We start from the raw sequence: 22,886 nt of genomic DNA, 5'->3' as shown, positions 1-22,886 counted from the left end.
GGCCAGAACGGCGGAAGGGCACCTGAACGGTCAGGCGAACATGTGGGCGCTACCGGATTCGTGCACCACCAGCCCCAGGATCACCTGACGCCCAGCTGGCAGCAGACATCATGTTTGACCGGTCAGGCCGACCGATAATCCTCGTGCGGGATGGACCTGTCCCAGACCGCCTCGAATGCCGTGGCGCACAGCTTGATGACCTCGGGCTCCCGAATCAGCTCGTGGTCGATGAAGTTGCCCTCGCCATCGAAGTGGTTGAGCAGCAGCACCGCGCCGTCGAAGAGCCAGAAGTCGTTGCCGGGCAGAGCGATGCTGGTCGCCTGTCGGCGAGGCAGCCAGCGTACGAGTTCGCCTGATGCCACGTTGGCCGGCGTGAGGTCATGCTCGAAACGGACGTAGTCGCTGAGGGGTTCAGAGACGATCCGAGCCCGTCGTACGACGACGCCTCGGGCTGTGGTCGCGGCGATCAGCGCCAGCCAGGGGCGCTCTGCCTCATTGACCGCGCTGACGTCGAGCCTGCCGGCTTGCCAGGCGACGAACCGCGGGTCATCCCGCATGTACCCGTCGCGCATCTCCAGGTGCACGGCCGAGTGCGTGCAGGCTGCCATGAGGTCCTCGATCGAGGGGGCCTCGGTCACCCGCTCACCTCCGGGAAGAACTTGTGCAGTGCCATGGTGGCCTCCAGCTGCCGGAATTGGCGATCTCTGTGGCCAGGCTTGCACGCTGAGCAACCGCGCCGCCAGAAGTGTGCGGGAACTTGCGCGCATTCCGGTTCGACGACGACGTGATCGTGACCCCGATCCCGGCCCGTAGGGCTGGCCACGACTCGCCGATGCTGCATCTCCACCGCTACCAGCCAGACGGCATGTTCGATCGGTTCATGGAGCACGTCGGCGAACCGTGGGGTCGCAGGCGGAACTTCTGGGCTCCGGAGGCGCAACATGCCGGGGCGTGACTACGAAGTGGCCGCATGTCGGCCGTCCGCTGAGCCCGATCCGCTTCTGGTGCCCGGCGCGGCCGCCCGGCCGAAGCTCGTGTCACCCTCGCCCTCGCCACGGTGCCCTCGGCGCCCGCCGGTTGTCCCTGTTTCGGACACTGCTGATCGGTTTCACGCCGGTTATGGCGAATTGGGGTCCTTGGGTTATCGGATGAGTGCTGTGCTACAGGGGCTGCGCCCGTGGGGCGAGTGCCCGTACGCCAGAAACAGGGGGTCTTCAGCGATGGCTTCTCTGAACTACGAAATCCTCACCAACCCCGCCCCGCTCCAGGTGCCGGAGGCAAGCGAGGAGTCGCGAGGCGCGGTTCACATCGTCGTCTCCAATCCGACTTTCAACGAAGTGATCTGGCATTCCGTCGAGATACGAGTGCCCGTAGGTCAGGCAGACGGTGATCTGACGGTCGATCCGAAGACGGTCAGCGTGCGGGTCGAGCAGAACACCGCGACGAAGCCGGGGGAGGATCCGAGCGTCGTCTGGGACGGCAACACCGGTGTCCTCACGGTGACCGCCAAGGACAACACGTACTTCCAGGAGGCCGGCTCCGTGGCCCTGGTGCTGGACGGCTTCCCGGTCTCCGGTAAGCCGGGGTTGGTCCTGCTGCGCGTGACGGAGAGGGCCGCGAACGGCGCCTACGTGCAGAAGCACCACGTCACGCTGAGCCTGCTCAAGCAGGAGGCCAGGGTGCCGCGCAACTTCCGTCCGGAGGAGTCCCTGGTGGCGGCGGGCACGGACGTCGTCCTGCGGTGGGACGGACCCGAGAGCCTCGACTACCAGATCCAGGGCCCGGACGGCCTCCTGGAGACCGTCCCGCCACTGAGCAAGAGCCAAACCGGCTGGCAATGGCGCCCGAAGCCGGGCCAGGAGCCGAAGCGGGACGCCACTTACACCCTGACGGCCAAGGTCCCGGGCTCGCAGCGGCTGGGGTTCTATCTCACCACCACCGTGCACCTGCGCAGCCCCGAGTTCGAGAGCATGACCGCGTCGGTCGGGGTGCACACCCCGTGGGTGGAGGGGACGACCGACAGGGGTCGGATCACCTTCACCGGGCAGGGCGCCGAGGTCCGTGACGATGCGAACGCGCTGGGCACCGTGGTGGCCGCCAAGACGGACGTCGACACCGTGACCGCGACGTGGGTGCGGGGCCGCGACAGTGGCGCCGGGTGGATTCAGTTCCCGCCCGACGGGATCAAGGTCGGCCGTGGCGGGGGCAGCGGCCTGGGCACTGTCACGGCTGACAAGATCAGCGCGAACGGCGTGAACACCCCGTGGGTGGGCGACTTCGACGCCGGCAAGGGCTGGATCGAGTTCCCGCAGGCCGGAGTGGACGTACGCAAGGACGGAAGCCGCGAGTGGGGAACCGTCGCCGCTCACCGGGCGGACCTGGACGGCATCAACACCAAATGGGTACAGGGACCCACGCCCGGCGACGGATGGATCGAGTTCCCACCCGCCGGGCTGAACGTGTACCAGGGCGCCGGAGACCATCAGTGGGGAACCGTCGCGGCCGGCAAGGCGGACCTGTACGACCTGGTCACCCGCCGGGGTCAGATCAAGGAACGCCTCACCCTCCAGGGCGGGCTGACCGTCGACAACGTGCTGGAGACGCAGGACGGCCCGCCGCGGCTGATCGTCCACGGCCGCCTCGATGCGGAGGGCGAGGTGAACGCCAACCGTGGGGTCGTTGTCGGCGGCGACCTCTCCACCAACGGAGTCCTGCGCGTCGGCGGGGAGTCGCGGTTCCAGGGGAAGGTGAACGCCAACGGGCACCTGTCGGTCCGTAATGGCGGTGCCTGGATCGTGCACACAAACGACGGGCAGGTATCGATCCAGGGCGACCTGCGAGTCCACGGGGCATTCCGCTCCGACAGCTGACGGACGACGGACGACGGACGACGGCAGGGAACAGCCTTTCAGGAGGCGGCGCTCGGCGGCGGCCGCGCGGGCGCCGGGCAGTGCGTGCGGCGGCGCGAGCGGGCTGATCTCGTGTCGCTGTGATTGTGTGGGCTTCCGAGTCCGAGCCCACCCAGGGAGGCCGCCGTGTCCCGAACGCCGCAGCAGATCTTCCAGAGTTACGTCTACGCCGGTGCCATGACCCGCAATGCCGATGCTCTTGCCGAGTGCTTCACCACGGACGGGGTCTTCGAGGCGCCGCTGATGCCCGTCGGTGCCGACTTCCCCAGGAGGCTGGTGGGGCGTGAGGAGATCCGTAGCGCGATGGCGGCGTACTACGAGCGATCCGGGCAAGGCGGCCGCTCGCCGAACCTTGAGAAGTCCGGATTCGTGCTGCACACCACTGCCGATCCTGACGTGTTCATCGCCGAAATCGACACGGTATTCGACGGGGGCGGGGAGGATGTGACCGTCTCACTGGTGCAGATCTTCCGCATCCGGGATGGGAAGATCGCCCGACTTCGCGACTACTTCGCACCCGACCTGATGAGTTGAGGACAACCCGGCGCAGCCGAGGCCGAGTCGGCGTCACGGTGGCCGCGATGGGCCGATACCGTCCGCACGCGGACCATGCCCTATCGGCAACGGATCGCCGTCGGCGCAATTCGGTTGGATGATCAAACTTGGCGGGAATCAAGCACAACTGACAGATCATCGGGCTAATCTCTGCCCCATGTCTGCAGATGATCCACACCGCGCCCCGACGCCGCCCCCCACCTTCCAGCCTCTCCTGCCGGACGACCCGGCCGAGGTGGCCGGCTACCGGCTGTACGCGCGGCTCGGTGCCGGCGGGATGGGGCGGGTCTACCTCTCCTACACCCCCGGCGGACGCCCGGTGGCCCTCAAAGTGGTCCGCCCCGAGTTCGCCGAGGACGCCGAGTTCCGCAGCCGGTTCGCCCAGGAGGTGGCCAACGCGCAGCGGATTCACGGCCTTTACACGGCCCAGGTGATCGATGCCGGCACCGAGGCCGAGTCGCCGTGGCTGGTCACCGCGTACGTGCCGGGACCCTCGTTGCAGCAAGTGGTGCGTGAGCACGGCGCGTTGCCGGTGCGCACCGTACTGCTGCTGATCGGCGGCATCGCCGAGGCGCTCCAGGCGATCCACAGCGTCAGTGTGGTGCACCGGGACCTGAAGCCCGCCAATGTGCTCGTCGCGGCCGACGGCCCGCGGGTGATCGACTTCGGTATCGCCCGGGCCGCCGACGCCACTGCGCTGACCGGCACCGGGGTCACGATCGGCTCGCCGGCCTTCATGGCGCCCGAGCAGGCCCAGGGCTCGGCGGTCACCCCCGCCACCGACGTCTTCGCGCTGGGCGCGCTGGCCGCCTATGTGGCAAGCGGCGTGCAGCCGTTCGGCGAGGGCCCGGACACCGCCGTGCTCTACCGGGTGGTGCACGAGGCGCCGGAGCTGGACGGGGTTCCCGCCGACCTGCGCGAGCTGGTGCTGCGCTGCCTGGCCAAGTCGCCCGAGGACCGGCCGACCCCGGCCGAGATCATCGAGATCGCCCGCAACCACCCCGAGGTCGGCGGGCAACTGCGGTTCGCCGACGACTGGCTCCCCGCACCGGTGGCCAGCGAGATCACCCGGCGCTCCGACCTGCCCAGGACGGCGCCGACCCCCACGGTCGTGACAACGACACGCCCGCTCGGCACCCCTGAGCAGCCGTCAGCAGCCGTACCGCCGCAGGCGCCGCAGACGCCACAGGCACCGCAGGCGCTCCACGAGGTGCCCACCACGCAGCTGCGGCAACCGGAGCAGGCTGCTCCGGTCGCCGCGGCCGCGCCTGCGGCGCCGCCGGCCAAGGCGGGCGGCGTCTCCTGGAAGACGCTGCTGGCCGTCGCCGTGGTGGTGGCGCTCGGCGGCACGCTGGCCGGGGTACTGCTCGACGGGAACGGCAAGTCGACGGCCGGCAGCAGTAACAGCGCCGGCCAGGCCCCGGCCGCCGCGAAGTCCCAGGCCGCGCCCACGACCCCGCCCGTGACCGCGCCGACGACCGCCGCCACGACCGCGGCCGCCGGCACGCCCACCACGGCGCCCGCCGGCGCGGCACCCAGCGCCGGGGGGAGCTACACCCCGCTGGTGAACAAGGTCGAACTGGACATCCCGGCAAGCGATTACGCCACCACCGCCTACCAGGTCGACCTGAGCACCGGCAAGCTGGTGCACGCTGCCGGCCTCCCCCAGTGGGGGCTCGCCATGTGGCACAGCAGCCCCGGCGGCAGCGCCGCGGCCGACTCCTTCACCGGGTCCGGCCTCGAGCTCTCCGATTTCGCCGTGGTCACCGATCCGACGACCACCCCGGCCCAGTGCAGCACCGCGATCGACACCCACCCCGAAACCACCCCGAGCTTCGCCCACGCGAGCGCGGGCCGACTGCTCTGCATACGCGACCGCAGCACCCACGCCATCGCGATCGCGACCATCGAGACCGCCAATGCGGAGACCGGTGAGGCCAAGTTCTGGGTGAGCAGCTGGCAGAGCACCTCCTGAGCCCGGTCAGGTGATCGGATCGTTCCAGCTGGCGTTCCAGGTCTGCGGACCGACGATGCCGTCCGCCTGGAGGTCGTGCTGCTGCTGGAACTGACGGCAGATCGACGCGCTCTGGTCGCCGTACCAGCCGTCGACGCCGATCGACCAGCCGCGGTCGGACATCCGCTGCTGCCAGACCTGGACGTTGTCGTCGTGCAGCATCGGGGAGCGGAGCTCCAGGTACTCGCCGGGCCACGGGGGGCCGGTGGCGGCGCTGGTGGGAGTGCCGGGGGCGGCACCGGTCCCGGTGCCGCCGCCGGGTCTCGGCGCGCCGGACCGGACCCAGGCGTAGAGCGGGTCGCCGGGGCAGTCGGTCGGGTAGCCGTCCCGGTGGCCGAGGATCTCGGCCCCGGCCCCGCCGCCCTGTTGGAGCCACTCGATGGAGTCGCGCAGCCCGTCGAGCATCGGGTCGGTGGGCTGGGTGAGCCCGGAGTCGCCGACCATGCCGCAGACCGCGTAGTGGGCGAGGTTGAGCGGCTGGTTGCCGTTGGCGCCGGTCTCGTGGTGCAGGCCGCGGCCCTCGAAGACGTAACCGTGCGGGCAGACCACGGCGTTGTAGGCGATGTCGATCCAGCCCTCGGTCGGATCCGACATGTGGGCTGCCTGGATGTCCCGGACCCGGCCGGCGCACCACTCGTGGTGGTCCGGCAGGTCGGCGGGGACGGGCGAGCCTTCGTAGTGGACCTTGACGCCTTGGGTGCTCGCGACGTAGGTCCAGTCCTGGCTGGGTGGTTGGGCGCCCCATTCGGCGCGGGTGACCAGGTACACGGGACAGCCTCCTCGATCGGTGGATGCGGGAAACTGCCGCCAGGCTAGCGATTCTTCGGGGACGATTTATCGGCCTCCGGGACGCTGTAACCCGAACGGGCTAATTGATCGTCCGGCCGATCAGCGCACGGCGGATCAGTGCACGGCAGGGCGCGGCCGCCCGCTGTCCGTAAAGTAAGGGGCATCCGTCCTCCGTCCCCCACCTCCCAGGAGCCCCGCACCATGGCGCAGCCCCGTCCCCGGCGAGCGGCGCGGCCCCGGGAGGAGGTGCTCGGCGTCGCGATGGCGGCGATCGCGGAACACGGGCTCGCGAAGCTGACGATGGCCGGGCTCGGGAAGCAGCTGGAGATGAGCGCCGGGCACCTCCTCTACTACTTCGGCAGCAAGGACCAGCTGCTGCTCGAAACGCTGCGCTGGAGCGAGGAGCAGCTGGGCGAGCGGCGCCGGGCCGCGCTGGCCGACCCCGGACTGGACGCCTGGCAGCGGTTCGCCGCCTACGCCGACCTCTACCTGCCCGACGGGCCGGGCGATCCACGCTGGATCCTCTGGGTCGAGGTGTGGGGGCGGTCGCCGTCGAGCGCGGAGATCCGGCAGGGGCAGCTGGAGATCGAGGCACCGTGGCAGGCCGATCTGGAGCAGCTGATCCGGGACGGGGTGGCGGCCGGGCGGTTCGCCCCCGGGTCGGCGGCCGAGCGGGCCGTCCAGCTGCGGGCGGTGCTGGACGGCTTCTCGGTGCCGCTGGCGATCGGGCTGCCCGGGGCCGTCCGGGCGCGGTCGCTGGAGCGGGTGGCGGCGGTGGCGGCGGCGCTGCTCGGCGCGCCCGCGCAGCTCTGAGCCCAGGACGGCTCTGAGACCAGGACGGCTCTGCGGTCAGTCGGTCCAGAGGGCCACCGCGGTCCGGTCGTCCGCGTATCCCTTCGCACGGACCTGGACCTGACGCAGGAAATCCACCGTGCCCGGCGGGTGCGGGTGCGCCCAGTGGCTGGCCAGGAAGTGCGCGACCGCCGGCTCCTCGGCGATCGGCTCGGCCAGGCCCGGGGAGCAGAGCAGCAGGATGTCGCCGGGGGTGGCCGGGACCAGCCGGAACCGGAACGGCCGCGGCTCGGCGGCGGGCGGACGGGCGGCGGCGGCGTCCGGACCGTCCGGGTGGTGCAGCAACTGCGCGGCGTACGCGTCGATCCAGTGACCGGCCCGGAGCAGGTAGAGGCCGCCGGGGCCGAGGCCGAACGCGGCCCGGTGGGTGGCCGCCGGGTCGAGCGAGACCAGCAGGCAGTGCAGCGACCCGGCGTCCGGCGCGACCGCGCGCAGGCCGGCCGCGGCGCGGGCGGTGAGCCGCTGGAGGCCGTACCGCAGACGGTCGCGGGCGCCCTCACGCAGGTCGGTGGCGAGCTCGGTGCGGCTGCGCCCGATCGCCTCGGCCAGCTGCGCGGCTGCCTGCCGGACGGTGTCGGGCAGCGCGCCCGGCGCGGCCGCCGCCGTCTCGGACGGAGGTACGTGAGGTACGGGCTGCGCGACGGATCCCCCACGCGGGTCGAGCCGGGGGTCGGCGCGCGGATCCGCGACCGGGCGGGCGCGGCTGCCGAGGACGGCGAGCAGCAGGCCGTCCGGCGCCGTGCCGAAGCGGGTGACCAGCAGCGCATCGCCGCGCGGCTCGCCGCGGTAACGGGCCGAGTCGCCGCGGACCGAGGCGGCGCGCAGCGTGAAGCCGGGGTACTGGGCGCCGTCGAGCGCGGTGTCGGGGACGACGGCGGCCACCTGCTCGGGGAGCACGGCGGGCAGCGCGGTGGGCTCGGAGCCGTAGGTCGGCGGGCGGGAGCCGACGTGCGGGGTGGGGGCGGGCTTGGTGAGGTCGAGCTTCTTCGGAGTCGGCGCGGCGGCGGGGGCGGGAGCAGCGGCGGGGACAGGGGCAGGGGCAACAGGAGCCGGCACAGGGGTGCTGGAGGCAGCGGCGACAGGCTCGGGATCCGGGTCGGGATCACGATCAGGCTCAGGATCGGGCTCAGGCTCAGGATCGGACTCAGGCTCAGGAATCGGCCCGGGGACCTCGTCCTCCCCCGTGCGCTGGTGCCCGATCAGCCCCACCACCGAGGCGATCGAGTCGAACCAGTCGTCCACACTGCCGTCCCCCGGCTCGGCGGCCGGAGTGTCCGGAAGGCTGCCGGCAGGCCCCTCGTAGACGCGCTCCCACCAACCGTCCACCGTCGGATTGTTCATCTGCCGACTCCTCGTCCGTGCTCAGTGTGCATACCGTCAACTGCCGGGGCGGTGGGTAATGAGCGGGCCACCTGGTCATTCTCCTCACGGCGACGGTCGCTGTCCCGGACTTTCGGCACGAAGCGCGCCGTTTCGGACGAGCGGGGCCGGGCTGTCGGAAGAAGGGCACGCCAAACCCCGGATGAATCCGAAACTGGAGGCCCGCTGGGGGGACCGCTTCACCCGTTCGGCTGATTAATATGTGCGCATGACCGCGACAGGACCCAACAGAGCGCCCCGGGGGAGCGCCGCTTTCGCGGATCGCCCGGTCGGCGTCCTGTCGGCCCTGCCACTGGTCGGACTGCTGATCGCGTTGCTGATGGCCCTGCCCTGCGCCGGATCGGCCCGAGCCGCAGCGCCTGTGGCGACACCGGCCAAGGCCGCGCCGGCGGTGAACCGGCCGGCGGTCACCGTGACCGCACACCCGCACAGCACGCGGTCGGCCAAGCACTCGGCCGCCACCGTTGACGCCGCCGCGCCGGCGCCGGTGACGCTCTGCTCGGTCGACGGGTCCGGGCCGCGTTCGGGTCACGGCTGCACCAGCCACCCGTACAGCGGTCAGGAGGCGCAGCTGCCGAACGCGCCGCCGCAGCCCGTACCGGCCGCGCCCGCGCTGCTGGTGGCCGGCGACGGCGCCCCCGCGGTCGTCGACCTCGCGGGAACCGCCGCCCCGGCGGTGCCCGCCCCCGATCTTCACCTGCTCCAGGTCAACCGGACCTAGGCGGAACCCCCGCGGGTCCCGTCCGGGCGCACCGTCGTGTGGTGCGCCGCTGCCGGACCGATGCCCGACCCGCGGTCTCCTCCCTCCCTGCTACACCTCATTCCGCCGTGCGCAGACCGCCGGCGGGGACAAGGAAGATTTCCGTGGGTTCCGCCTCGAAGCAGACCAAGAACGGCGACAGCGGCAAGGCCGCCGAGCAGCTGGTGACCAACCGGATCCAGAAGCCCAAGGGCGGCGGCAAGAGCACCACGGCCGACCGCCGGGAGCGGATCGCCCAGCTGCGGGCCGAGGAGCAGCGCCGTGAGAAGCGGATGAAGGCGATCGCCTTCTCGGTGGCCGGCGTGCTGATCGCGGGCACCGTCGGTGCCGGCATCTACATCGTGACGAACGCGAACGCCAAGCACGACGCACAGGTCGCGGCCGCCAAGAAGCCGATCGACGGTGTGAAGACGTGGAGCAACCTGACCCGCAACCACGTGCAGACGCCGGTGAACTACCCGATGACCCCGCCGGTCGGCGGTGACCACAACCCGGTCTGGCTGACCTGCATGGGCAACGTCTACACGCAGCCGGTGCACAACGAGAACGCGGTGCACTCGCTGGAGCACGGCGCGGTCTGGGTGACGTACAACGGCAAGGCGACGCCGGACGACATCAAGACGCTGTCCGCGAAGGTCCAGGGCACCCCGTACTCGATGATGAGCCCCTACCCGACCGAGTCGGGCACCATCACGCTCTCCGCCTGGGGCACCCAGCTGGTGGTGGACAACGCGAACGACCCGCGGGTGAACGAGTTCTTCACCAAGTACGTGCAGGGCCCGCAGACCCAGGAGCCCGGCGCGTCCTGCAGCTCCGGCGCGATGCAGTGAGCCGCCCGATGAGCGGGGACGACGGCTACCAGGACGACCAGGACGAGGCGCTGAGCGAGGCCGCCGACCGGGAGTTCGACGCCGCCGCGGCGGCCCGGCCGCTGCCCAGGCGGCGGCGCACGCTCTGGTGGCCGGCCGCGCTGGCGGCGGCGGTGGCGCTCTGCCTGGGCGTGCCCGCGCTGCTGGCGAGCGGCTCGACCGCCGCGGGCACGGTGGCCACCGCGCCGGCCACCGGCTCGCCCGACGCCGGGTTCGCCCGGGACATGTCGACGCACCATCAGCAGGCGATCGACCTGTCGTTCATCATCATGGACCGGACGGACAACGCCGAGGTCCGCAACCTCGCCTTCGACATCATCAACACCCAGGCCAACCAGCGGGGCATGATGATGGGCTGGATCGCGCAGTGGGGGCTCACCCAGAACTCGGGTGCGGCGCCGATGGCCTGGATGAAGATGGCGCCCTACCCGGCACACGACGGTTCGCTGATGCCCGGGATGGCGACCAACACGCAGATGAACCAGCTGCGCGGGCTCAGCGGCAAGGCCGCCGAGATCTTCTACCTCCAGCTGATGCTCCAGCACCACACCGGTGGCGTCGCGATGGCCCAGGGCTACCTGGAGCTGGGCCAGAACGAGGTGGAGAAGAACCTGGCGCAGTCGATGGTCACCTCGCAGACCTCGGAGATCCAGCTGATGACCGGCATGCTCGCCGAGCGCGGGGCGCAGCCGCTGCCCTCGTGACCGGCGACCGCTGACCGGCGACCGCCTTTCCTGAACGGGCTCACCCACGCACCATCGGGTGAGCCCGTTCGGCATGCCGCCGACCGCTACGCTGTCGCCCATGCCGCGCCAGCCCCATCAGCCACCAGCCACCGATCTGACCGGCCCGGACGCCGGGCAGCAGCCACCGGTGGACCCCCCGGCCGACGCCCCGCACACCGCAACGCCTCACGCCGCGCACGCCGAAGAGCTGCTGGCGATCGAACGGGCGCAGCAGCTGACCGACGTGGTCACCCGGCTGCGGCGCGCGCTGCGCAGCAGCATCCGCACCGACTACCCGTGGGAGTCGCTGCCGATGGCCCAGGTCGAGCTGCTCCAGACGCTGGCCGCCGCGCCGCTGCGGGTCGGCGAACTGGCGGCCCGTCAACGGCTCGCGCCGAACACGGTCAGCGGGCTGATCGGCAAGCTGCTGGACGCGGGCTTCGTGGACCGGCAGGCCGACCCCGGCGACCGCAGGACGGCCCGGATCGCGCTCACCACGGCGGGGCACCAGCAGTTGGAGGACTGGCAGCGGGCCCACGAACGCCGGATCGCCGGCGCACTCGGCTCGCTCTCCCCCGCCGACCATGACGCGGTGATGGCCGCACTGCCCGGCCTGGACCAGCTGGCGCGGGCGCTGGCCGGCGGCGCCGGCGCCCAGGGCCCGGCGTCCGGCCCGACCACCGAGTAGGCGCCCCTAGCGTTCGCTCGCCAGGGCCCAGAGGTGGTGCACCGCGTACGAGCGCCAGGGGGCCCAGGCGGCCGAGAGTCGGGCGGCGGACTTCGGGTCGCCCGGCTGCCCCAGCCTGAGCAGTCCGTGGCGCACCCCGGCGTCGGTCGGCAGGAAGACGTCCGGGTCGGCCAGCGCGCGCATCCGCAGGTAGCCGACGGTCCAGGGTCCGATCCCGCGCAGTGCGAGCAACGCGGCAGCCGCCTGTTCCCGGTCGGTGTCCGGCGTGAGCGGGACGGTGCCGTCGGCGAGCGCCGCGCAGAGAACGCGCAGCGCGTTCTGCCGCGAGAACGGCATCCTGAGATCGGCCGGGTCGGCCTCGGCGAGCGCCCCGGCGGTCGGGAAGAGCACCGACAGCCCACCGCCCGGCCTGCCCGACTCGGCAGCGCCCAACTCGGCGCCGAGCGGCTCACCGTAGCGAGCCGCGAGCCGGGCGGCCAGCGTACGGGCGGCCGCGACGGTGATCTGCTGGCCGAGCACCGCCCGGACCGCCAGCTCGTGCGGATCGACGTGGCCTGGCGAGCGCAGCCCGGGCCGGCGGGCCACGGCCGCACCGAGCACCGGGTCGGCGCCGAGGCCGGCCACCGTGGCACCCGGGTCGGCGTCGAGGTCGAAGAGCGCACGCAACCGCCGCACGGCGTCGGGGAGATCGCGTCGGTCGGCCAGCAGCAGCCGACCCTCCAGCCGGCCGTCCACCCGGCCACCGTCCGCAGCCGAGTCCAGCTCCGCCAGCGCCGCACCGTGCGGCAGCGCGAGCGTGCGGCGGTAGGTCCGCCCGCCGCCCGCCGCGCTCGGCACGACCTCCTCGACGCCCGGTACGGCGCGCACGGCGAGGAAGTCCATCAGGTGTGCGGTGTCGATCGGCCCGCGGTAGTCGAGCCGCACCGCCAGCCAGCCCGGCCGGCCGGCCACCTCCTCGACCTCGATGCCGGCCACCTCCTCGACAACCCCACCACGCCCGTCCCGCACGACCGCCCCGCCTTCCGTTCGGCTACGGCAACCAGCCTGTCACGGCCGGATCCGCCCCTTGCTCTCCTTGCCGCGCTGCGCCCAGAGCTTCTGCCGCTCCTTGGCCAGCCGGGCGTCGGTCCGCGAGGCGATCCACTCGTTCTCGCGCTGCAGCTTGAGATAGCTGTCCATCCGGCGCTGCTGCAGGACGCCGTCCTCGATCGCGGCGAGCACCGCGCAGCCGGGCTCACCGTGGTGCGAGCAGTCGTGGAACCGGCACTCCCGGGCCAGCTCCTCGATCTCGGCGAACGCCTGGGCCAGGCCCTCGCCACCGTAGAGGCCGACGCCGCGCAGGCCGGGCGTGTCGATCAGCACGCCGCCGTCGGGCAGCGGGATCATCTCCCGGGTCGTGGTGGTGTGCCGGCCCTTCTGGTCGCTGTCCCGCGCGGCCTGGACCGCCATCGCCGCGCTGCCGGTCAGCGCGTTGGTGAGGGTGGACTTGCCGGCGCCGGACTGGCCGACCAGCGCGGTGCTGGTGCCCAGACAGGCGTGCAGCACGTCCAGCCCGTCGCCCGTCTCGGCGCTGACCACCACGACGGTGACGCCGGGCGCGGCCCGTTCGACGTCCTCGCGGACGAACTGCGCGTCGTTCACCAGGTCGGCCTTGGTGAGCGCGATCAGCGGCTCGGCGCCGCTCTCCCAGGCGAGCGCGACGAAGCGCTCGACCCGGCCGAGGTCGGGCTCGGCGGCCAGCGAGACGGCGATCAGCACGGTGTCGATGTTGGCGGCCAGCACCTGGCCGTCGGAGCGGTTGCCGGCGCCCTTGCGGATGACGGCGGTACGGCGCGGCAGCAGCGCGGCGATGGTGGGCAGCGGCCCGCCGGGCTGCCCGGCGAGGTCGAGTGCCACCCAGTCGCCGGTGCACGGGTTGGCCGAGGTCTCGGTGCTGCCGACCGGCCGGGTGTCGGCGCGGACGGTTCGCAGCTCGCCGGTCAGCGGGTCGGCGATGACCACGTCGGCCTGGCCGCGGTCGACCCGGGCGAGCCGGCCCGGGACCAGTCCGGCCTCGACGAGCGGGGCGAAGAGCTCGGCGAGCTCGGCGGTCCAGCCGTAGCCGGTCAATGGTGAAACGGTGTCATCAGTGCTGTCAGCAGTGGTGACGGAAGCAGTGGTGACGGAAGCAGCGTTGAACAACGCGGTGAAGCCCTTCGGGAGGATGCACGAATCCCGGGGGCTGAGCGAGTGTCAGCCGGTGGCCGGGAGGAAGAGGGGGGTTCCGGTGCTGCGCGGGGCAGCCGTGAGCGCGACGACAACCATCGGTGGCCCACCTCCTGCTCTTCTTCTCCCGGACCGTACGCATCACGGCCCTGACGTTCGCTTGCGTGCGCAGCCTAGAGCAGCCCCGGCCGCGCGCGCACCTGATTTATTCGCCCGCCGCCCGCTACCACCGGGCGCGCCTACTGCCCGTCCCACGGCGGCCGCGGCGGCTGGCCGGGCAGCGCCGAGTCGACCGGCCCCAGCTGCCCGGGGTAGCGCCCGTCCGAGCCCCACGGCTCCACCGGCCGCTCCGGCTGAGCCGGCTGCCCCGGCTCCGGGACCACGGCGGTCGGGTGGTGGTGCGGCCGCGGGGTGGGCCGGTCGCTGTCCGGCGGCGGCGGGGCCTCGCGCCGGCGCCGGCGCGAACCGGCCAGCCGCCCGCGCAGGTTGGTCGGCGGCAGGATGTCCGCCCAGCGCTCCGGGTACTCCGAGGGCACCACGCCGTCGTCCTCGGCCGCGCCCTCGGCGTCCGCGTCCTCGTCCTCGACGCCCTCGGCCAGGCCGAACGCCCGGGCCCGCAGCGCCCGCTCGGCGGCCCGCCGGGCGGCCGCCTCCCTGACCATCGCGGCCGCGGCCTGCTCGTTGGCCAGATCGTGCTCGGCGCGCGCGTCGGCCGTCTCCACGCTGGGCCAGCGCCGGTCTATGGCGGCGTTCATCGCCGCGCCGATCAGCACCGCGAGCGCCACCACGAAGATCCACAGCAGCACCGCGACCGGCGCGGCCAGCGAGCCGTAGACGCTCGGCCCCTCGACCGAGTGGATCAGGTAGAGCCGGAGCAGCACGCTGCAGATCACCAGCACGCCGAGCGCCACCAGCGCGCCGGGGATGTCCTCGCGCCACGGCGTGCTCGCCGGCACCGCGAGGTGGTAGAGCGTGGTCAGGAAGACGATCAGCAGCAGGATCGCGATCGGCCAGTAGAGCGCGCTGACCAGACCGGCGATGCTCGGCACCGCCGCCACCACCAGCCCGGGGCCCGCCACCAGCAGCGGCATGACCAGCGAGCCGATCAGCAGCGAGCCGATGTAGAGGCCGAGCGACATCGCCCGGGTCTTGACGATCCCGCGCTTGCCGTCCAGCCCGTACATCACGGTGATGGTGTCGATGAAGATGTAGAGCGCCCGGGAGCCGGACCAGAGCGAGAGCAGGAAGCCGATCGAGATCAGGTCGGGGCGGCCGTTCTCGAAGACCTTCTCCAGCAGCGGCCTGACCGTCTGCTGGATCGAGGACGACGAGAGCACGGTGCCGGCCGCCGAGAGGATGTCCTGCTGGAGCTTGTCGATGGTGCCGGCGCCGAGCAGGTCGTCCAGGTAGCCGAGGGTGCCGGCCAGGCAGAGCAGCAGCGGCGGGATCGAGAGCAGCGTGAAGAACGCCGCCTCCGCCGCGAGCCCGGTCACCCGGTACTCGACGCAGGTGTTGGTGGTGTCCTTGATCAGCGCCCAGGCGGTGGTACGCCAGCTCGAACGCCGGACCGCCCGACGGGCGCCCTTGCCGCGCCGTCGCGACGGCCGCTCCGACGCCGGGGCCGGGGCGCCCGCTCTGTTCGTCTCACCTGGTGGCTGCACATGCATACGGTATCGGGCGGCCCGCATGGCCTCGCGGCACGCACCGTCCCCGGGTGCCGCAGGCTGGCCACCCGCGCTGAGGTCTCAGGATTCGGAACAATCCGGTCCACATCCTGGACGACAGTGGACCGGGGCTCGCCCGGCGTGCGAATCTCTTGCCATGCCTAGCGCCGGAACCACCCTGGTAGGTCGACTCCACGTCGATCTCCTTCGCGTGTCCAGCGCCATCTGTCCGGTGATCTGAGAGCTCCACCCAAAGCCCGCCCACCGCACCGGCGCCACCCGCCCACATCCCCGCCGCAGCGGATGGGCGGGCGCCCTTGGGCCGAGATCACCGCGTTCCGCCACCTGCCGCATCACCGCAGGTCGGAGCAGGTGAAGCCCGGGGATACCGCTCATCCCGCAGCAGATCCACCTGCCCGTAAGGACCCACCATGGCCACCACCTCCGACTCGGTCGAGCCCCAGTCCGCCGACGCGCCCGCGCGCCGCGCTGCCGCCGCCCGCAAGGTGACCCGTCACCGCGGCGAGGGCCAGTGGGGCATGGGGCACTTCACTCCGCTGAACCCCAACGAGCAGTTCAAGAAGGACGACGACGGTCTCAACGTGCGGACACGCATTGAGACGATCTACGCGAAGCAGGGCTTCGACTCGATCGACCCGTCGGATCTGCGCGGCCGGATGCGCTGGTGGGGGCTGTACACCCAGCGCAAGGAGGGCATCGACGGCGGCAAGACCGCGATCCTGGACCCGCACGAGCTGGACGCCGAGTACTTCATGCTGCGGGTCCGGATCGACGGCGGCCGGCTGACGGTGGCCCAGCTGGCGGCGATCGCCGAGGTCTCCCAGACCTACGCGCGCGGCACCGCGGACCTGACCGACCGCCAGAACGTGCAGTACCACTGGATCCGGATCGAGGACGTGCCCGCGATCTGGCAGAAGCTGGAGGCCGTCGGCCTCTCCACCACCGAGGCCTGCGGCGACACGCCGCGCGTCATCCTCGGCTCCCCGGTGGCCGGCGTCGCCGAGGACGAGATCATCGACGGCACCCCCGCCATCGAGGAGATCCAGCGCCGCTTCATCGGCAACCCGGACTTCTCCAACCTGCCGCGCAAGTTCAAGTCGGCGGTCTCCGGCTCGCCGCAGCTGGACGTCGCGCACGAGATCAACGACATCTCCTTCGTCGGCGTGGTGCACCCCGTGCACGGCCCGGGCTTCGACCTGTGGGTCGGCGGCGGCCTGTCCACCAACCCGAAGCTCGGCGTGCGGCTGGGCGCCTGGGTCCCGCTGGACGAGGTCGCGGACGTCTACGGCGGCGTGATCGGCATCTTCCGCGACTACGGCTACCGCCGGCTGCGCAACCGGGCCCGGTTGAAGTTCCTGGTCGCCGACTGGGGCGTGGAGAAGTTCCGCCAGGTGCTGGAGGACGAGTACCTCAAGTACCAGCTGATCGACGGCCCGGCGCCCGAGCAGCCGACCGGCGTCTGGCGCGACCACGTCGGCGTGCACCGCCAGCGCGACGGCAACTACTACGTCGGGTTCGCGCCGCGGGTCGGCCGGGTGGACGGCTCGCTGCTCGGCAAGGTCGCCGCGCTGGCCGCCGAGCACGGCTCGGACCGGCTGCGGACCACCGCCGAGCAGAAGATGCTGGTGCTGGACGTGCCCGAGGAGCGGGTCGAGTCGCTGGTGGCCGGTCTGGAGGCGCTGGACCTGCGGGTCACCCCGTCCCCGTTCCGCCGCGGCACGATGGCCTGCACCGGCATCGAGTACTGCAAGCTCGCGATCGTCGAGACGAAGGAGCGCGGGCGCACCCTGATCGACGAGCTGGAGCAGCGGCTGCCGGACTTCGCCGAGCCGCTGACCATCAACATCAACGGCTGCCCGAACGCCTGCGCCCGGATCCAGGTCGCGGACATCGGTCTCAAGGGCCAGCTGGTGACCGACGAGAACGGCGAGCAGGTCGAGGGCTACCAGGTCCACCTGGGCGGCGCGCTCGGCCTGGAGGCCGGCTTCGGCCGCAAGGTCCGCGGCCTCAAGGTCACCAAGGACGGCCTGCCGGACTACGTCGAGCGCGTGCTGACCCGGTTCCAGGCCGACCGCCAGGACGGCGAGCGGTTCGCCCAGTGGGCGGCCCGCGCCGACGAGGGGCAGCTCTCGTGACGGCGCCGATCACTGCGCTGACCTGCGCAAAGCGCGTGGTGTTCGGTCAAGCGACCGCTGAGCGCAACGAGGTGTCCACATGAGCGAACGCGCTGCCCCGTTCTATTGCCCTTACTGCGGTGACGAGGACCTTCGCCCCTCCGAGGAGGGCGGTCATGGTGCGTGGGAATGCGTGTCCTGCCGGCGCGCTTTCCAGGTGAAGTTCCTCGGACTGCTGTCAGCGACGAACGGGGGGACCAAGGATGAGCACGGCCACTGATCTGGAGGCGCTGGCCATCGCGGCCGGGCGCGACCTGGAGGAGGCCTCCGCGCAGGAGGTGCTGCAGTGGGCGGCCGAGACCTTCGGCCGCAAGTTCTGCGTCACCTCCTCGATGGAGGACGCGGTGGTCGCCCACCTGGCGTCGACCGCGCTGCCCGGCGTGGACGTGGTCTTCCTGGACACCGGCTACCACTTCCCGGAGACCATCGGCACCCGGGACGCGGTCGCCGCGACCATGCCGGTCAACGTGATCACGCTGACGCCGCGCCAGAGCGTGGCCGAGCAGGACGCCGAGTACGGGCCGAACCTGCACGACCGCGACCCCGACCTGTGCTGCTCGCTGCGCAAGGTCGAGCCGCTGCAGCGCGGGCTGCTGGCGTACGACGCGTGGGCGACGGGCCTGCGCCGGGACGAGTCGCCGAGCCGGGCGAACACCCCGGTGGTGGCCTGGGACGCCAAGCGCCGCAAGGTGAAGATCGCGCCGATCGCCCGCTGGACCCAGGCCGACGTGGACGCCTACGTCCAGGCCAACGGGGTGCTGCTCAACCCGCTGCTGTGGGAGGGCTACACCTCGGTCGGCTGCTCGCCGCTCTCCTGCACCCGCAAGCCGGGCGAGGGCGAGGACGGCCGGGACGGCCGCTGGGCCGGCTCGGGCAAGACCGAGTGCGGCATCCACCTCTGACACCTGGTTTCACCAGCTCCATCTCCAACCGCACCACCCCACCGAGGCTTTGGGAGAACTGACGTGACGACAGCCGACACCCCGGTCGCCGAGGACGCCGCAGAGGCGGCCCTCGCGGCCGCCCCCTGCGAGCGTGGCGCCACGGTGTGGCTGACCGGGCTGCCGAGCGCGGGCAAGACCACGCTCGCCTTCGCGCTGGCCGAGCGGCTGACCGCCGACGGCCACAAGGTCGAGGTGCTGGACGGGGACGAGATCCGCGAGTTCCTCTCCAAGGGCCTCGGCTTCAGCCGCGAGGACCGCCACACCAACGTGACCCGGATCGGCTTCGTCGCCGAGAAGCTCGCCTCCAACGGCGTCAAGGTGCTCGCCCCGGTGATCGCCCCCTACGCCGACTCCCGGGCCGCGGTCCGCGAGCGGCACGCCGCCGAGGGCACCGAGTTCCTGGAGATCCACGTGGCCACCCCGGTCGAGCTCTGCTCGGAGCGGGACGTCAAGGGCCTGTACGCGAAGCAGGCGGCCGGTGAGCTCTCCGGCCTGACCGGGGTCGACGACCCGTACGAGGCACCGGAGAGCCCGGAGCTGCGCATCCAGACCCAGGGCCGCTCGGTGACCGAGTCCGCCGCCGAACTGCACGCCTTCCTGACCGAGAGGGGCCTCGCGTGAGCACCGCGACCGACATCCAGGCGATCACCCGGGACCCGAACAACCCTGGTGGGCCTTTCACCCTCTCGCACCTCGACGTCCTCGAGGCGGAGTCGGTGCACATCTTCCGCGAGGTGGCGGGCGAGTTCGAGCGGCCGGTGATCCTCTTCTCCGGCGGCAAGGACTCGATCGTCATGCTGCACCTGGCGCTGAAGGCGTTCGCGCCCGCGCCGATCCCGTTCTCGCTGCTGCACGTGGACACCGGGCACAACTTCCCCGAGGTCATCGAGTACCGCGACCGGGTGGTGGCCGAGCACGGCCTGCGCCTGCACGTCGCCTCCGTCCAGCAGTTCATCGACGAGGGCCGGCTGCGCGAGCGCCCGGACGGCACCCGCAACCCGCTGCAGACCGTCCCGCTGCTGGACGCGATCGAGAGCAACAAGTTCGACGCGGTCTTCGGCGGCGGCCGGCGCGACGAGGAGAAGGCCCGCGCGAAGGAGCGGGTGTTCTCGCTGCGCGACGAGTTCGGCGCCTGGGACCCGCGCCGCCAGCGCCCCGAGCTCTGGTCGCTCTACAACGGCCGGCACGCGGTGGGCGAGCACGTGCGGGTCTTCCCGCTCTCCAACTGGACCGAGCTGGACGTCTGGCAGTACATCGAGCGGGAGGGCATCGAGCTCCCGGAGATCTACTACGCGCACGAGCGCGACGTCTTCGCCCGGGACGGCATGTGGCTGACCGCCGGCGACTGGGGCGGCCCGAAGGAGGGCGAGACGGTGCAGCGGCGGCTGATCCGCTACCGCACGGTCGGCGACATGTCCTGCACCGGCGCCGTGGACTCCGACGCGGCGACGATCGCCGACGTGATCACCGAGATCGCCGCCAGCCGGCTCACCGAACGCGGGGCCACCCGGGCCGACGACAAGCTCTCCGAGGCCGCCATGGAAGACCGCAAGCGCGAGGGGTACTTCTAAGCATGTCCAGCACCATCGAAACCCAGGCCCTGAACGCCACCTCGCTGCTGCGCTTCGCCACCGCCGGCTCGGTCGACGACGGCAAGTCCACGCTGGTCGGCCGGCTGCTGCACGACTCCAAGTCGGTGCTGGCCGACCAGCTGGAGGCCGTCGAGCACGCCTCCCGCCGGCGCGGCCAGGAGGCGCCCGACCTGGCGCTGCTGACCGACGGCCTGCGGGCCGAGCGCGAGCAGGGCATCACGATCGACGTCGCCTACCGCTACTTCGCCACCGCCCGGCGCCGGTTCATCCTGGCCGACACGCCCGGCCACGTGCAGTACACCCGCAACATGGTCACCGGCGCCTCGACCGCCGAGCTCGCCGTCGTCCTCGTCGACGCCCGCAACGGCGTGGTCGAGCAGACCCGCCGGCACGCCGCGGTCGCCGCGCTGCTGCGGGTGCCGCACGTGGTCCTCGCGGTCAACAAGATGGACCTGGTCGAGTACGCCGAGCCGGTCTTCGCGAAGATCGCCGCCGAGTTCACCGCCTACGCCGCCTCGCTCGGGGTCACCGACATCGTCTCGGTCCCGATCTCGGCGCTGGCCGGGGACAACGTCGTCGAGCCGTCCGCGCGGATGGACTGGTACGGCGGTCCGACCCTGCTGGAGCACCTGGAGACGGTCGCGGTCGACAGCGACCCGAGCGAGCAGCCGGCCCGGTTCCCGGTCCAGTACGTGATCCGCCCGCAGAGCGCCGAACACCCCGACTACCGCGGCTACGCGGGCCAGTTGGCCTCCGGAGTGCTGCGCACCGGCGACGCCGTCACGGTGCTGCCCTCGGGCCGCACCACCACCATCGCCGGCATCGACGCCCTGGGCGTCGAGACCGAGGTCGCCTGGGCGCCGCAGTCCGTCACCGTGCGCCTGGCCGAGGACATCGACGTCTCGCGCGGCGACCTGATCGCGGCGGGCCCGGCGCCGGTGCCCACCAAGGACGTCGAGGCGACCGTGTGCCACCTGCACGAGCGCCCGCTGCGCGCCGGCGACAAGGTGCTGCTCAAGCACACCACGCGGACCGTGCGGGCACTGGTCAAGGCGATCTCCTACAAGATCGACATCGACACGCTCGAACAGCGCGCCGAGGCCCAGGAGCTGAACGTCAACGACATCGGCCACGTGGTGCTGCGCACTGCCGAGCCGCTGGCCCTGGACGACTACACCGCCAACCGCCGCACCGGGTCGTTCCTGCTGATCGACCCGGCCGACGGCACCACGCTCACCGCCGGCATGGCGGGCGAGGCGTTCGACGGCGCCCTCGGGGCGCCCGCGGAGCAGCAGGACGGGGAGGACTGGGTCTGATGTCCGGCGAGGCGTTCTCCGGCATGGACAAGGAAGGCGGCCGCATCGGCAGCGGCGTCCGTGGCAGCGGCCAGGGCGGCATCGGCCGATGTGCGTGCGGACGGAGCTGCTGAAGCTCCGTCACCGGGATCAACCGCCGCCCGAACCGCTGCGACCACCACAGCAGCACGCACAACCGGGACGGCACCCGGCCTGCCGGCACCACAGCACCGCGCACCCCCTCTCCTCGACTCCGTTCCAGCGAAGGACGCCTCCCATGGCCACCACCCCGGCACACCCGCATAGCCACTCCCGCCCGAACGCCGGGCGCACCAGACGCGTCGCCGTCGCCGGCGCCGCCGGCCTGACCGCCGTCGCGCTGCTCACCGCCTGCGGCGGCTACGGCTCGAAGGCGACCACGGCGAACGCCGCCCCGGCGGCCGTCACCTCGGCCGGTGCGCCGAAGCTCTCCGCCGACTCGGTGAAGATCGGCTACTTCGCCAACCTGACGCACGGCACCCCGCTGGTCGGGATCCAGGAGGGCCTGTTCCAGAAGGAGCTGGGCGCCACCCAGATCAAGCCGCAGATCTTCAACGCCGGCCCGGCCGAGATCGAGGCGCTGAACGCCGGCTCGATCGACATCGGCTGGATCGGCCCCTCACCGGCGATCAACGGCTACGTGCAGTCCAAGAGCCAGGCGCTGCGGATCATCAGCGGCTCCGCCTCCGGCGGCGTCGAGCTGGTCGTCAACCCGAACAAGATCAAGACCCTGGACGACCTCAAGGGCAAGAAGATCGCCACCCCGCAGCTCGGCAACACCCAGGACGTCGCCCTGCTCAACTACCTGGCGACCAAGGGCTACAAGGAGGACCCGCAGTCCGGCGCGGGTGACGTCTCGGTGGTCCGCACCGACAACAAGGTCACCCCGGACGCGTACTCCTCCGGCTCCATCGACGGTGCCTGGGTGCCCGAGCCCACCGCCTCCACGCTGGTGGCCAAGGGCGCGAAGGTCCTGCTCGACGAGAAGGACCTCTGGCCGAACCGGCAGTTCGTGATCACCAACGTGATCGTCTCGCAGAAGTTCCTCAAGGCCCACCCGGACGTGGTGAAGGCCGTGCTGCGCGGCTCGGTGAACACCAACGCGTTCATCAAGGCCAACCCGGCCAAGGCCGAGCAGGACGCGAACGACGCGATCAAGGCGGCCGGCGGCAACGCCCTGCCGGCGAACATCCTCGACCCGGCCTGGAAGAGCATCGACTTCCTGGACGACCCGCTGGCCGGCACGCTCCAGGCCGAGGCCGACCACGCCGTCACCGCGGGCCTGCTGAAGAAGCCCGACATCAGCGGCATCTACGACCTGGTGCCGCTGAACGAGGTGCTCACCGCGGCCGGAAAGCCGACGGTCGCCGACAGCGGCCTCGGCGCCACCTCCTGACGGACCACCAGCTCC

The 22,886-nt window shown here is 71.9% G+C and carries 22 protein-coding genes; 16 read left to right on the top strand and 6 right to left on the bottom strand.

The window, feature by feature from the left end:
- Positions 1 to 122: 122 nt before the first annotated feature.
- Entirely contained in the window at positions 123 to 638 is a 516-nt protein-coding gene (locus AC060L_RS17575; protein ID WP_483799703.1) for a DUF6879 family protein, read from the bottom strand.
- A gap of 582 nt (positions 639 to 1,220) precedes the next feature.
- On the opposite strand from AC060L_RS17575, the gene AC060L_RS17570 reads away from it, so the two are divergent.
- The 3 genes from AC060L_RS17570 to AC060L_RS17560 all read left to right on the top strand — a co-directional run bounded on the left by AC060L_RS17570 (position 1,221) and on the right by AC060L_RS17560 (position 5,439).
- Positions 1,221 to 2,870, top strand: coding sequence for a bactofilin family protein (locus tag AC060L_RS17570; RefSeq protein WP_483799702.1), 1,650 nt, complete (start codon positions 1,221 to 1,223; stop codon positions 2,868 to 2,870).
- 165 nt (positions 2,871 to 3,035) lie between these two features.
- Positions 3,036 to 3,443, top strand: a complete 408-nt coding sequence (locus AC060L_RS17565) for a nuclear transport factor 2 family protein (protein ID WP_483799701.1) — start codon at positions 3,036 to 3,038, stop codon at positions 3,441 to 3,443.
- Between the two features lie 178 nt (positions 3,444 to 3,621).
- Entirely contained in the window at positions 3,622 to 5,439 is a 1,818-nt protein-coding gene (locus tag AC060L_RS17560) for a serine/threonine-protein kinase (protein WP_483799700.1), read from the top strand.
- A 6-nt stretch (positions 5,440 to 5,445) separates the two neighbouring features.
- Here the strand turns inward: AC060L_RS17560 and AC060L_RS17555 are convergent, their stop codons facing one another.
- Positions 5,446 to 6,246 (bottom strand): peptidoglycan recognition protein family protein, encoded by an 801-nt coding sequence (locus tag AC060L_RS17555; RefSeq protein WP_483799699.1) that lies wholly within the window; start codon positions 6,244 to 6,246, stop codon positions 5,446 to 5,448.
- A gap of 222 nt (positions 6,247 to 6,468) precedes the next feature.
- Between AC060L_RS17555 and AC060L_RS17550 the strand changes: the two genes are divergently transcribed.
- Positions 6,469 to 7,080 (top strand): TetR/AcrR family transcriptional regulator, encoded by a 612-nt coding sequence (locus tag AC060L_RS17550; protein ID WP_483799698.1) that lies wholly within the window; start codon positions 6,469 to 6,471, stop codon positions 7,078 to 7,080.
- Positions 7,081 to 7,116: 36 nt separating this feature from the next.
- On the opposite strand, the gene AC060L_RS17545 is transcribed toward AC060L_RS17550, so the two are convergent.
- Positions 7,117 to 8,460 carry a protein phosphatase 2C domain-containing protein gene (locus AC060L_RS17545; protein ID WP_483799697.1) on the bottom strand — a complete coding sequence of 448 codons (1,344 nt, stop codon included), beginning with the start codon at positions 8,458 to 8,460 and terminating at the stop codon, positions 7,117 to 7,119.
- Between the two features lie 247 nt (positions 8,461 to 8,707).
- Here AC060L_RS17545 and AC060L_RS17540 point away from each other — a divergent pair, with 247 nt between their 5' ends.
- The 4 genes from AC060L_RS17540 (at position 8,708) to AC060L_RS17525 (ending at position 11,541) form a co-directional block, all read left to right on the top strand.
- Entirely contained in the window at positions 8,708 to 9,220 is a 513-nt protein-coding gene (locus tag AC060L_RS17540) for a hypothetical protein (protein ID WP_483799696.1), read from the top strand.
- Between the two features lie 143 nt (positions 9,221 to 9,363).
- Positions 9,364 to 10,089, top strand: coding sequence for a DUF3105 domain-containing protein (locus tag AC060L_RS17535; protein WP_483799695.1), 726 nt, complete (start codon positions 9,364 to 9,366; stop codon positions 10,087 to 10,089).
- Positions 10,090 to 10,097: 8 nt separating this feature from the next.
- Positions 10,098 to 10,832: a DUF305 domain-containing protein gene (locus tag AC060L_RS17530; RefSeq protein WP_483799694.1), complete on the top strand. Its 735-nt coding sequence runs from the start codon at positions 10,098 to 10,100 to the stop codon at positions 10,830 to 10,832.
- Positions 10,833 to 10,932: 100 nt separating this feature from the next.
- On the top strand, positions 10,933 to 11,541 hold the full coding sequence (locus AC060L_RS17525) for a MarR family winged helix-turn-helix transcriptional regulator (RefSeq protein WP_483799693.1): 609 nt from the start codon (positions 10,933 to 10,935) through the stop codon (positions 11,539 to 11,541).
- A gap of 6 nt (positions 11,542 to 11,547) precedes the next feature.
- Here the strand turns inward: AC060L_RS17525 and AC060L_RS17520 are convergent, their stop codons facing one another.
- The 3 genes from AC060L_RS17520 to AC060L_RS17510 all read right to left on the bottom strand — a co-directional run bounded on the left by AC060L_RS17520 (position 11,548) and on the right by AC060L_RS17510 (position 15,407).
- Positions 11,548 to 12,549 carry a DNA-3-methyladenine glycosylase family protein gene (locus tag AC060L_RS17520; protein ID WP_483799692.1) on the bottom strand — a complete coding sequence of 334 codons (1,002 nt, stop codon included), beginning with the start codon at positions 12,547 to 12,549 and terminating at the stop codon, positions 11,548 to 11,550.
- A 39-nt stretch (positions 12,550 to 12,588) separates the two neighbouring features.
- A complete protein-coding gene (gene rsgA, locus AC060L_RS17515; RefSeq protein ID WP_483799691.1) occupies positions 12,589 to 13,650 on the bottom strand; it encodes a ribosome small subunit-dependent GTPase A in 1,062 nt (353 codons plus the stop codon).
- A gap of 335 nt (positions 13,651 to 13,985) precedes the next feature.
- Positions 13,986 to 15,407: a YihY/virulence factor BrkB family protein gene (locus tag AC060L_RS17510; protein ID WP_483799690.1), complete on the bottom strand. Its 1,422-nt coding sequence runs from the start codon at positions 15,405 to 15,407 to the stop codon at positions 13,986 to 13,988.
- Between the two features lie 25 nt (positions 15,408 to 15,432).
- On the opposite strand from AC060L_RS17510, the gene AC060L_RS17505 reads away from it, so the two are divergent.
- From AC060L_RS17505 to AC060L_RS17470, 8 genes are all read left to right on the top strand, one after another.
- The gene (locus tag AC060L_RS17505; protein ID WP_483799689.1) at positions 15,433 to 15,651 is read left to right on the top strand and encodes a putative leader peptide; all 219 of its coding nucleotides are present in this window, start codon (positions 15,433 to 15,435) and stop codon (positions 15,649 to 15,651) included.
- 190 nt (positions 15,652 to 15,841) lie between these two features.
- The gene (locus tag AC060L_RS17500) at positions 15,842 to 17,566 is read left to right on the top strand and encodes a nitrite/sulfite reductase (RefSeq protein WP_483799688.1); all 1,725 of its coding nucleotides are present in this window, start codon (positions 15,842 to 15,844) and stop codon (positions 17,564 to 17,566) included.
- A 79-nt stretch (positions 17,567 to 17,645) separates the two neighbouring features.
- Positions 17,646 to 17,825, top strand: a complete 180-nt coding sequence (locus tag AC060L_RS17495) for a hypothetical protein (protein WP_483799687.1) — start codon at positions 17,646 to 17,648, stop codon at positions 17,823 to 17,825.
- On the top strand, positions 17,809 to 18,507 hold the full coding sequence (locus AC060L_RS17490; RefSeq protein ID WP_483799686.1) for a phosphoadenylyl-sulfate reductase: 699 nt from the start codon (positions 17,809 to 17,811) through the stop codon (positions 18,505 to 18,507). Before AC060L_RS17495 ends, AC060L_RS17490 begins: the two co-directional genes overlap by 17 nt.
- Positions 18,508 to 18,570: 63 nt before the next feature.
- Positions 18,571 to 19,170 (top strand): adenylyl-sulfate kinase, encoded by a 600-nt coding sequence (gene cysC / locus AC060L_RS17485; protein ID WP_483799685.1) that lies wholly within the window; start codon positions 18,571 to 18,573, stop codon positions 19,168 to 19,170.
- Positions 19,171 to 19,184: 14 nt separating this feature from the next.
- Positions 19,185 to 20,120: a sulfate adenylyltransferase subunit CysD gene (cysD, locus tag AC060L_RS17480; RefSeq protein WP_483799746.1), complete on the top strand. Its 936-nt coding sequence runs from the start codon at positions 19,185 to 19,187 to the stop codon at positions 20,118 to 20,120.
- Positions 20,121 to 20,122: 2 nt separating this feature from the next.
- On the top strand, positions 20,123 to 21,457 hold the full coding sequence (locus AC060L_RS17475; protein ID WP_483799684.1) for a sulfate adenylyltransferase subunit 1: 1,335 nt from the start codon (positions 20,123 to 20,125) through the stop codon (positions 21,455 to 21,457).
- A gap of 256 nt (positions 21,458 to 21,713) precedes the next feature.
- Positions 21,714 to 22,871 carry an aliphatic sulfonate ABC transporter substrate-binding protein gene (locus tag AC060L_RS17470; protein ID WP_483799683.1) on the top strand — a complete coding sequence of 386 codons (1,158 nt, stop codon included), beginning with the start codon at positions 21,714 to 21,716 and terminating at the stop codon, positions 22,869 to 22,871.
- The last annotated feature ends 15 nt before the right edge of the window (positions 22,872 to 22,886 follow it).

This window comes from Kitasatospora sp. NEAU-69 (assembly GCF_057158765.1).
This window is presented reverse-complemented; position numbering and strand designations above follow the sequence as displayed.

What these genes read in the sequence shown, in the direction of transcription:
- AC060L_RS17475 (WP_483799684.1), top strand. Translation starts at nt 20,123, where the DNA reads ATGTCCAGCACCATCGAAACCCAGGCCCTGAACGCCACCTCGCTGCTG.
- AC060L_RS17560 (WP_483799700.1), top strand. Translation starts at nt 3,622, where the DNA reads ATGTCTGCAGATGATCCACACCGCGCCCCGACGCCGCCCCCCACCTTC.
- AC060L_RS17550 (WP_483799698.1), top strand. Translation starts at nt 6,469, where the DNA reads ATGGCGCAGCCCCGTCCCCGGCGAGCGGCGCGGCCCCGGGAGGAGGTG.
- AC060L_RS17525 (WP_483799693.1), top strand. Translation starts at nt 10,933, where the DNA reads ATGCCGCGCCAGCCCCATCAGCCACCAGCCACCGATCTGACCGGCCCG.
- AC060L_RS17570 (WP_483799702.1), top strand. Translation starts at nt 1,221, where the DNA reads ATGGCTTCTCTGAACTACGAAATCCTCACCAACCCCGCCCCGCTCCAG.
- AC060L_RS17505 (WP_483799689.1), top strand. Translation starts at nt 15,433, where the DNA reads ATGGCCTCGCGGCACGCACCGTCCCCGGGTGCCGCAGGCTGGCCACCC.
- AC060L_RS17540 (WP_483799696.1), top strand. Translation starts at nt 8,708, where the DNA reads ATGACCGCGACAGGACCCAACAGAGCGCCCCGGGGGAGCGCCGCTTTC.
- AC060L_RS17495 (WP_483799687.1), top strand. Translation starts at nt 17,646, where the DNA reads ATGAGCGAACGCGCTGCCCCGTTCTATTGCCCTTACTGCGGTGACGAG.
- AC060L_RS17490 (WP_483799686.1), top strand. Translation starts at nt 17,809, where the DNA reads ATGAGCACGGCCACTGATCTGGAGGCGCTGGCCATCGCGGCCGGGCGC.
- AC060L_RS17530 (WP_483799694.1), top strand. Translation starts at nt 10,098, where the DNA reads ATGAGCGGGGACGACGGCTACCAGGACGACCAGGACGAGGCGCTGAGC.
- AC060L_RS17470 (WP_483799683.1), top strand. Translation starts at nt 21,714, where the DNA reads ATGGCCACCACCCCGGCACACCCGCATAGCCACTCCCGCCCGAACGCC.
- AC060L_RS17500 (WP_483799688.1), top strand. Translation starts at nt 15,842, where the DNA reads ATGGCCACCACCTCCGACTCGGTCGAGCCCCAGTCCGCCGACGCGCCC.
- AC060L_RS17545 (WP_483799697.1), bottom strand. Translation starts at nt 8,460, where the DNA reads ATGAACAATCCGACGGTGGACGGTTGGTGGGAGCGCGTCTACGAGGGG.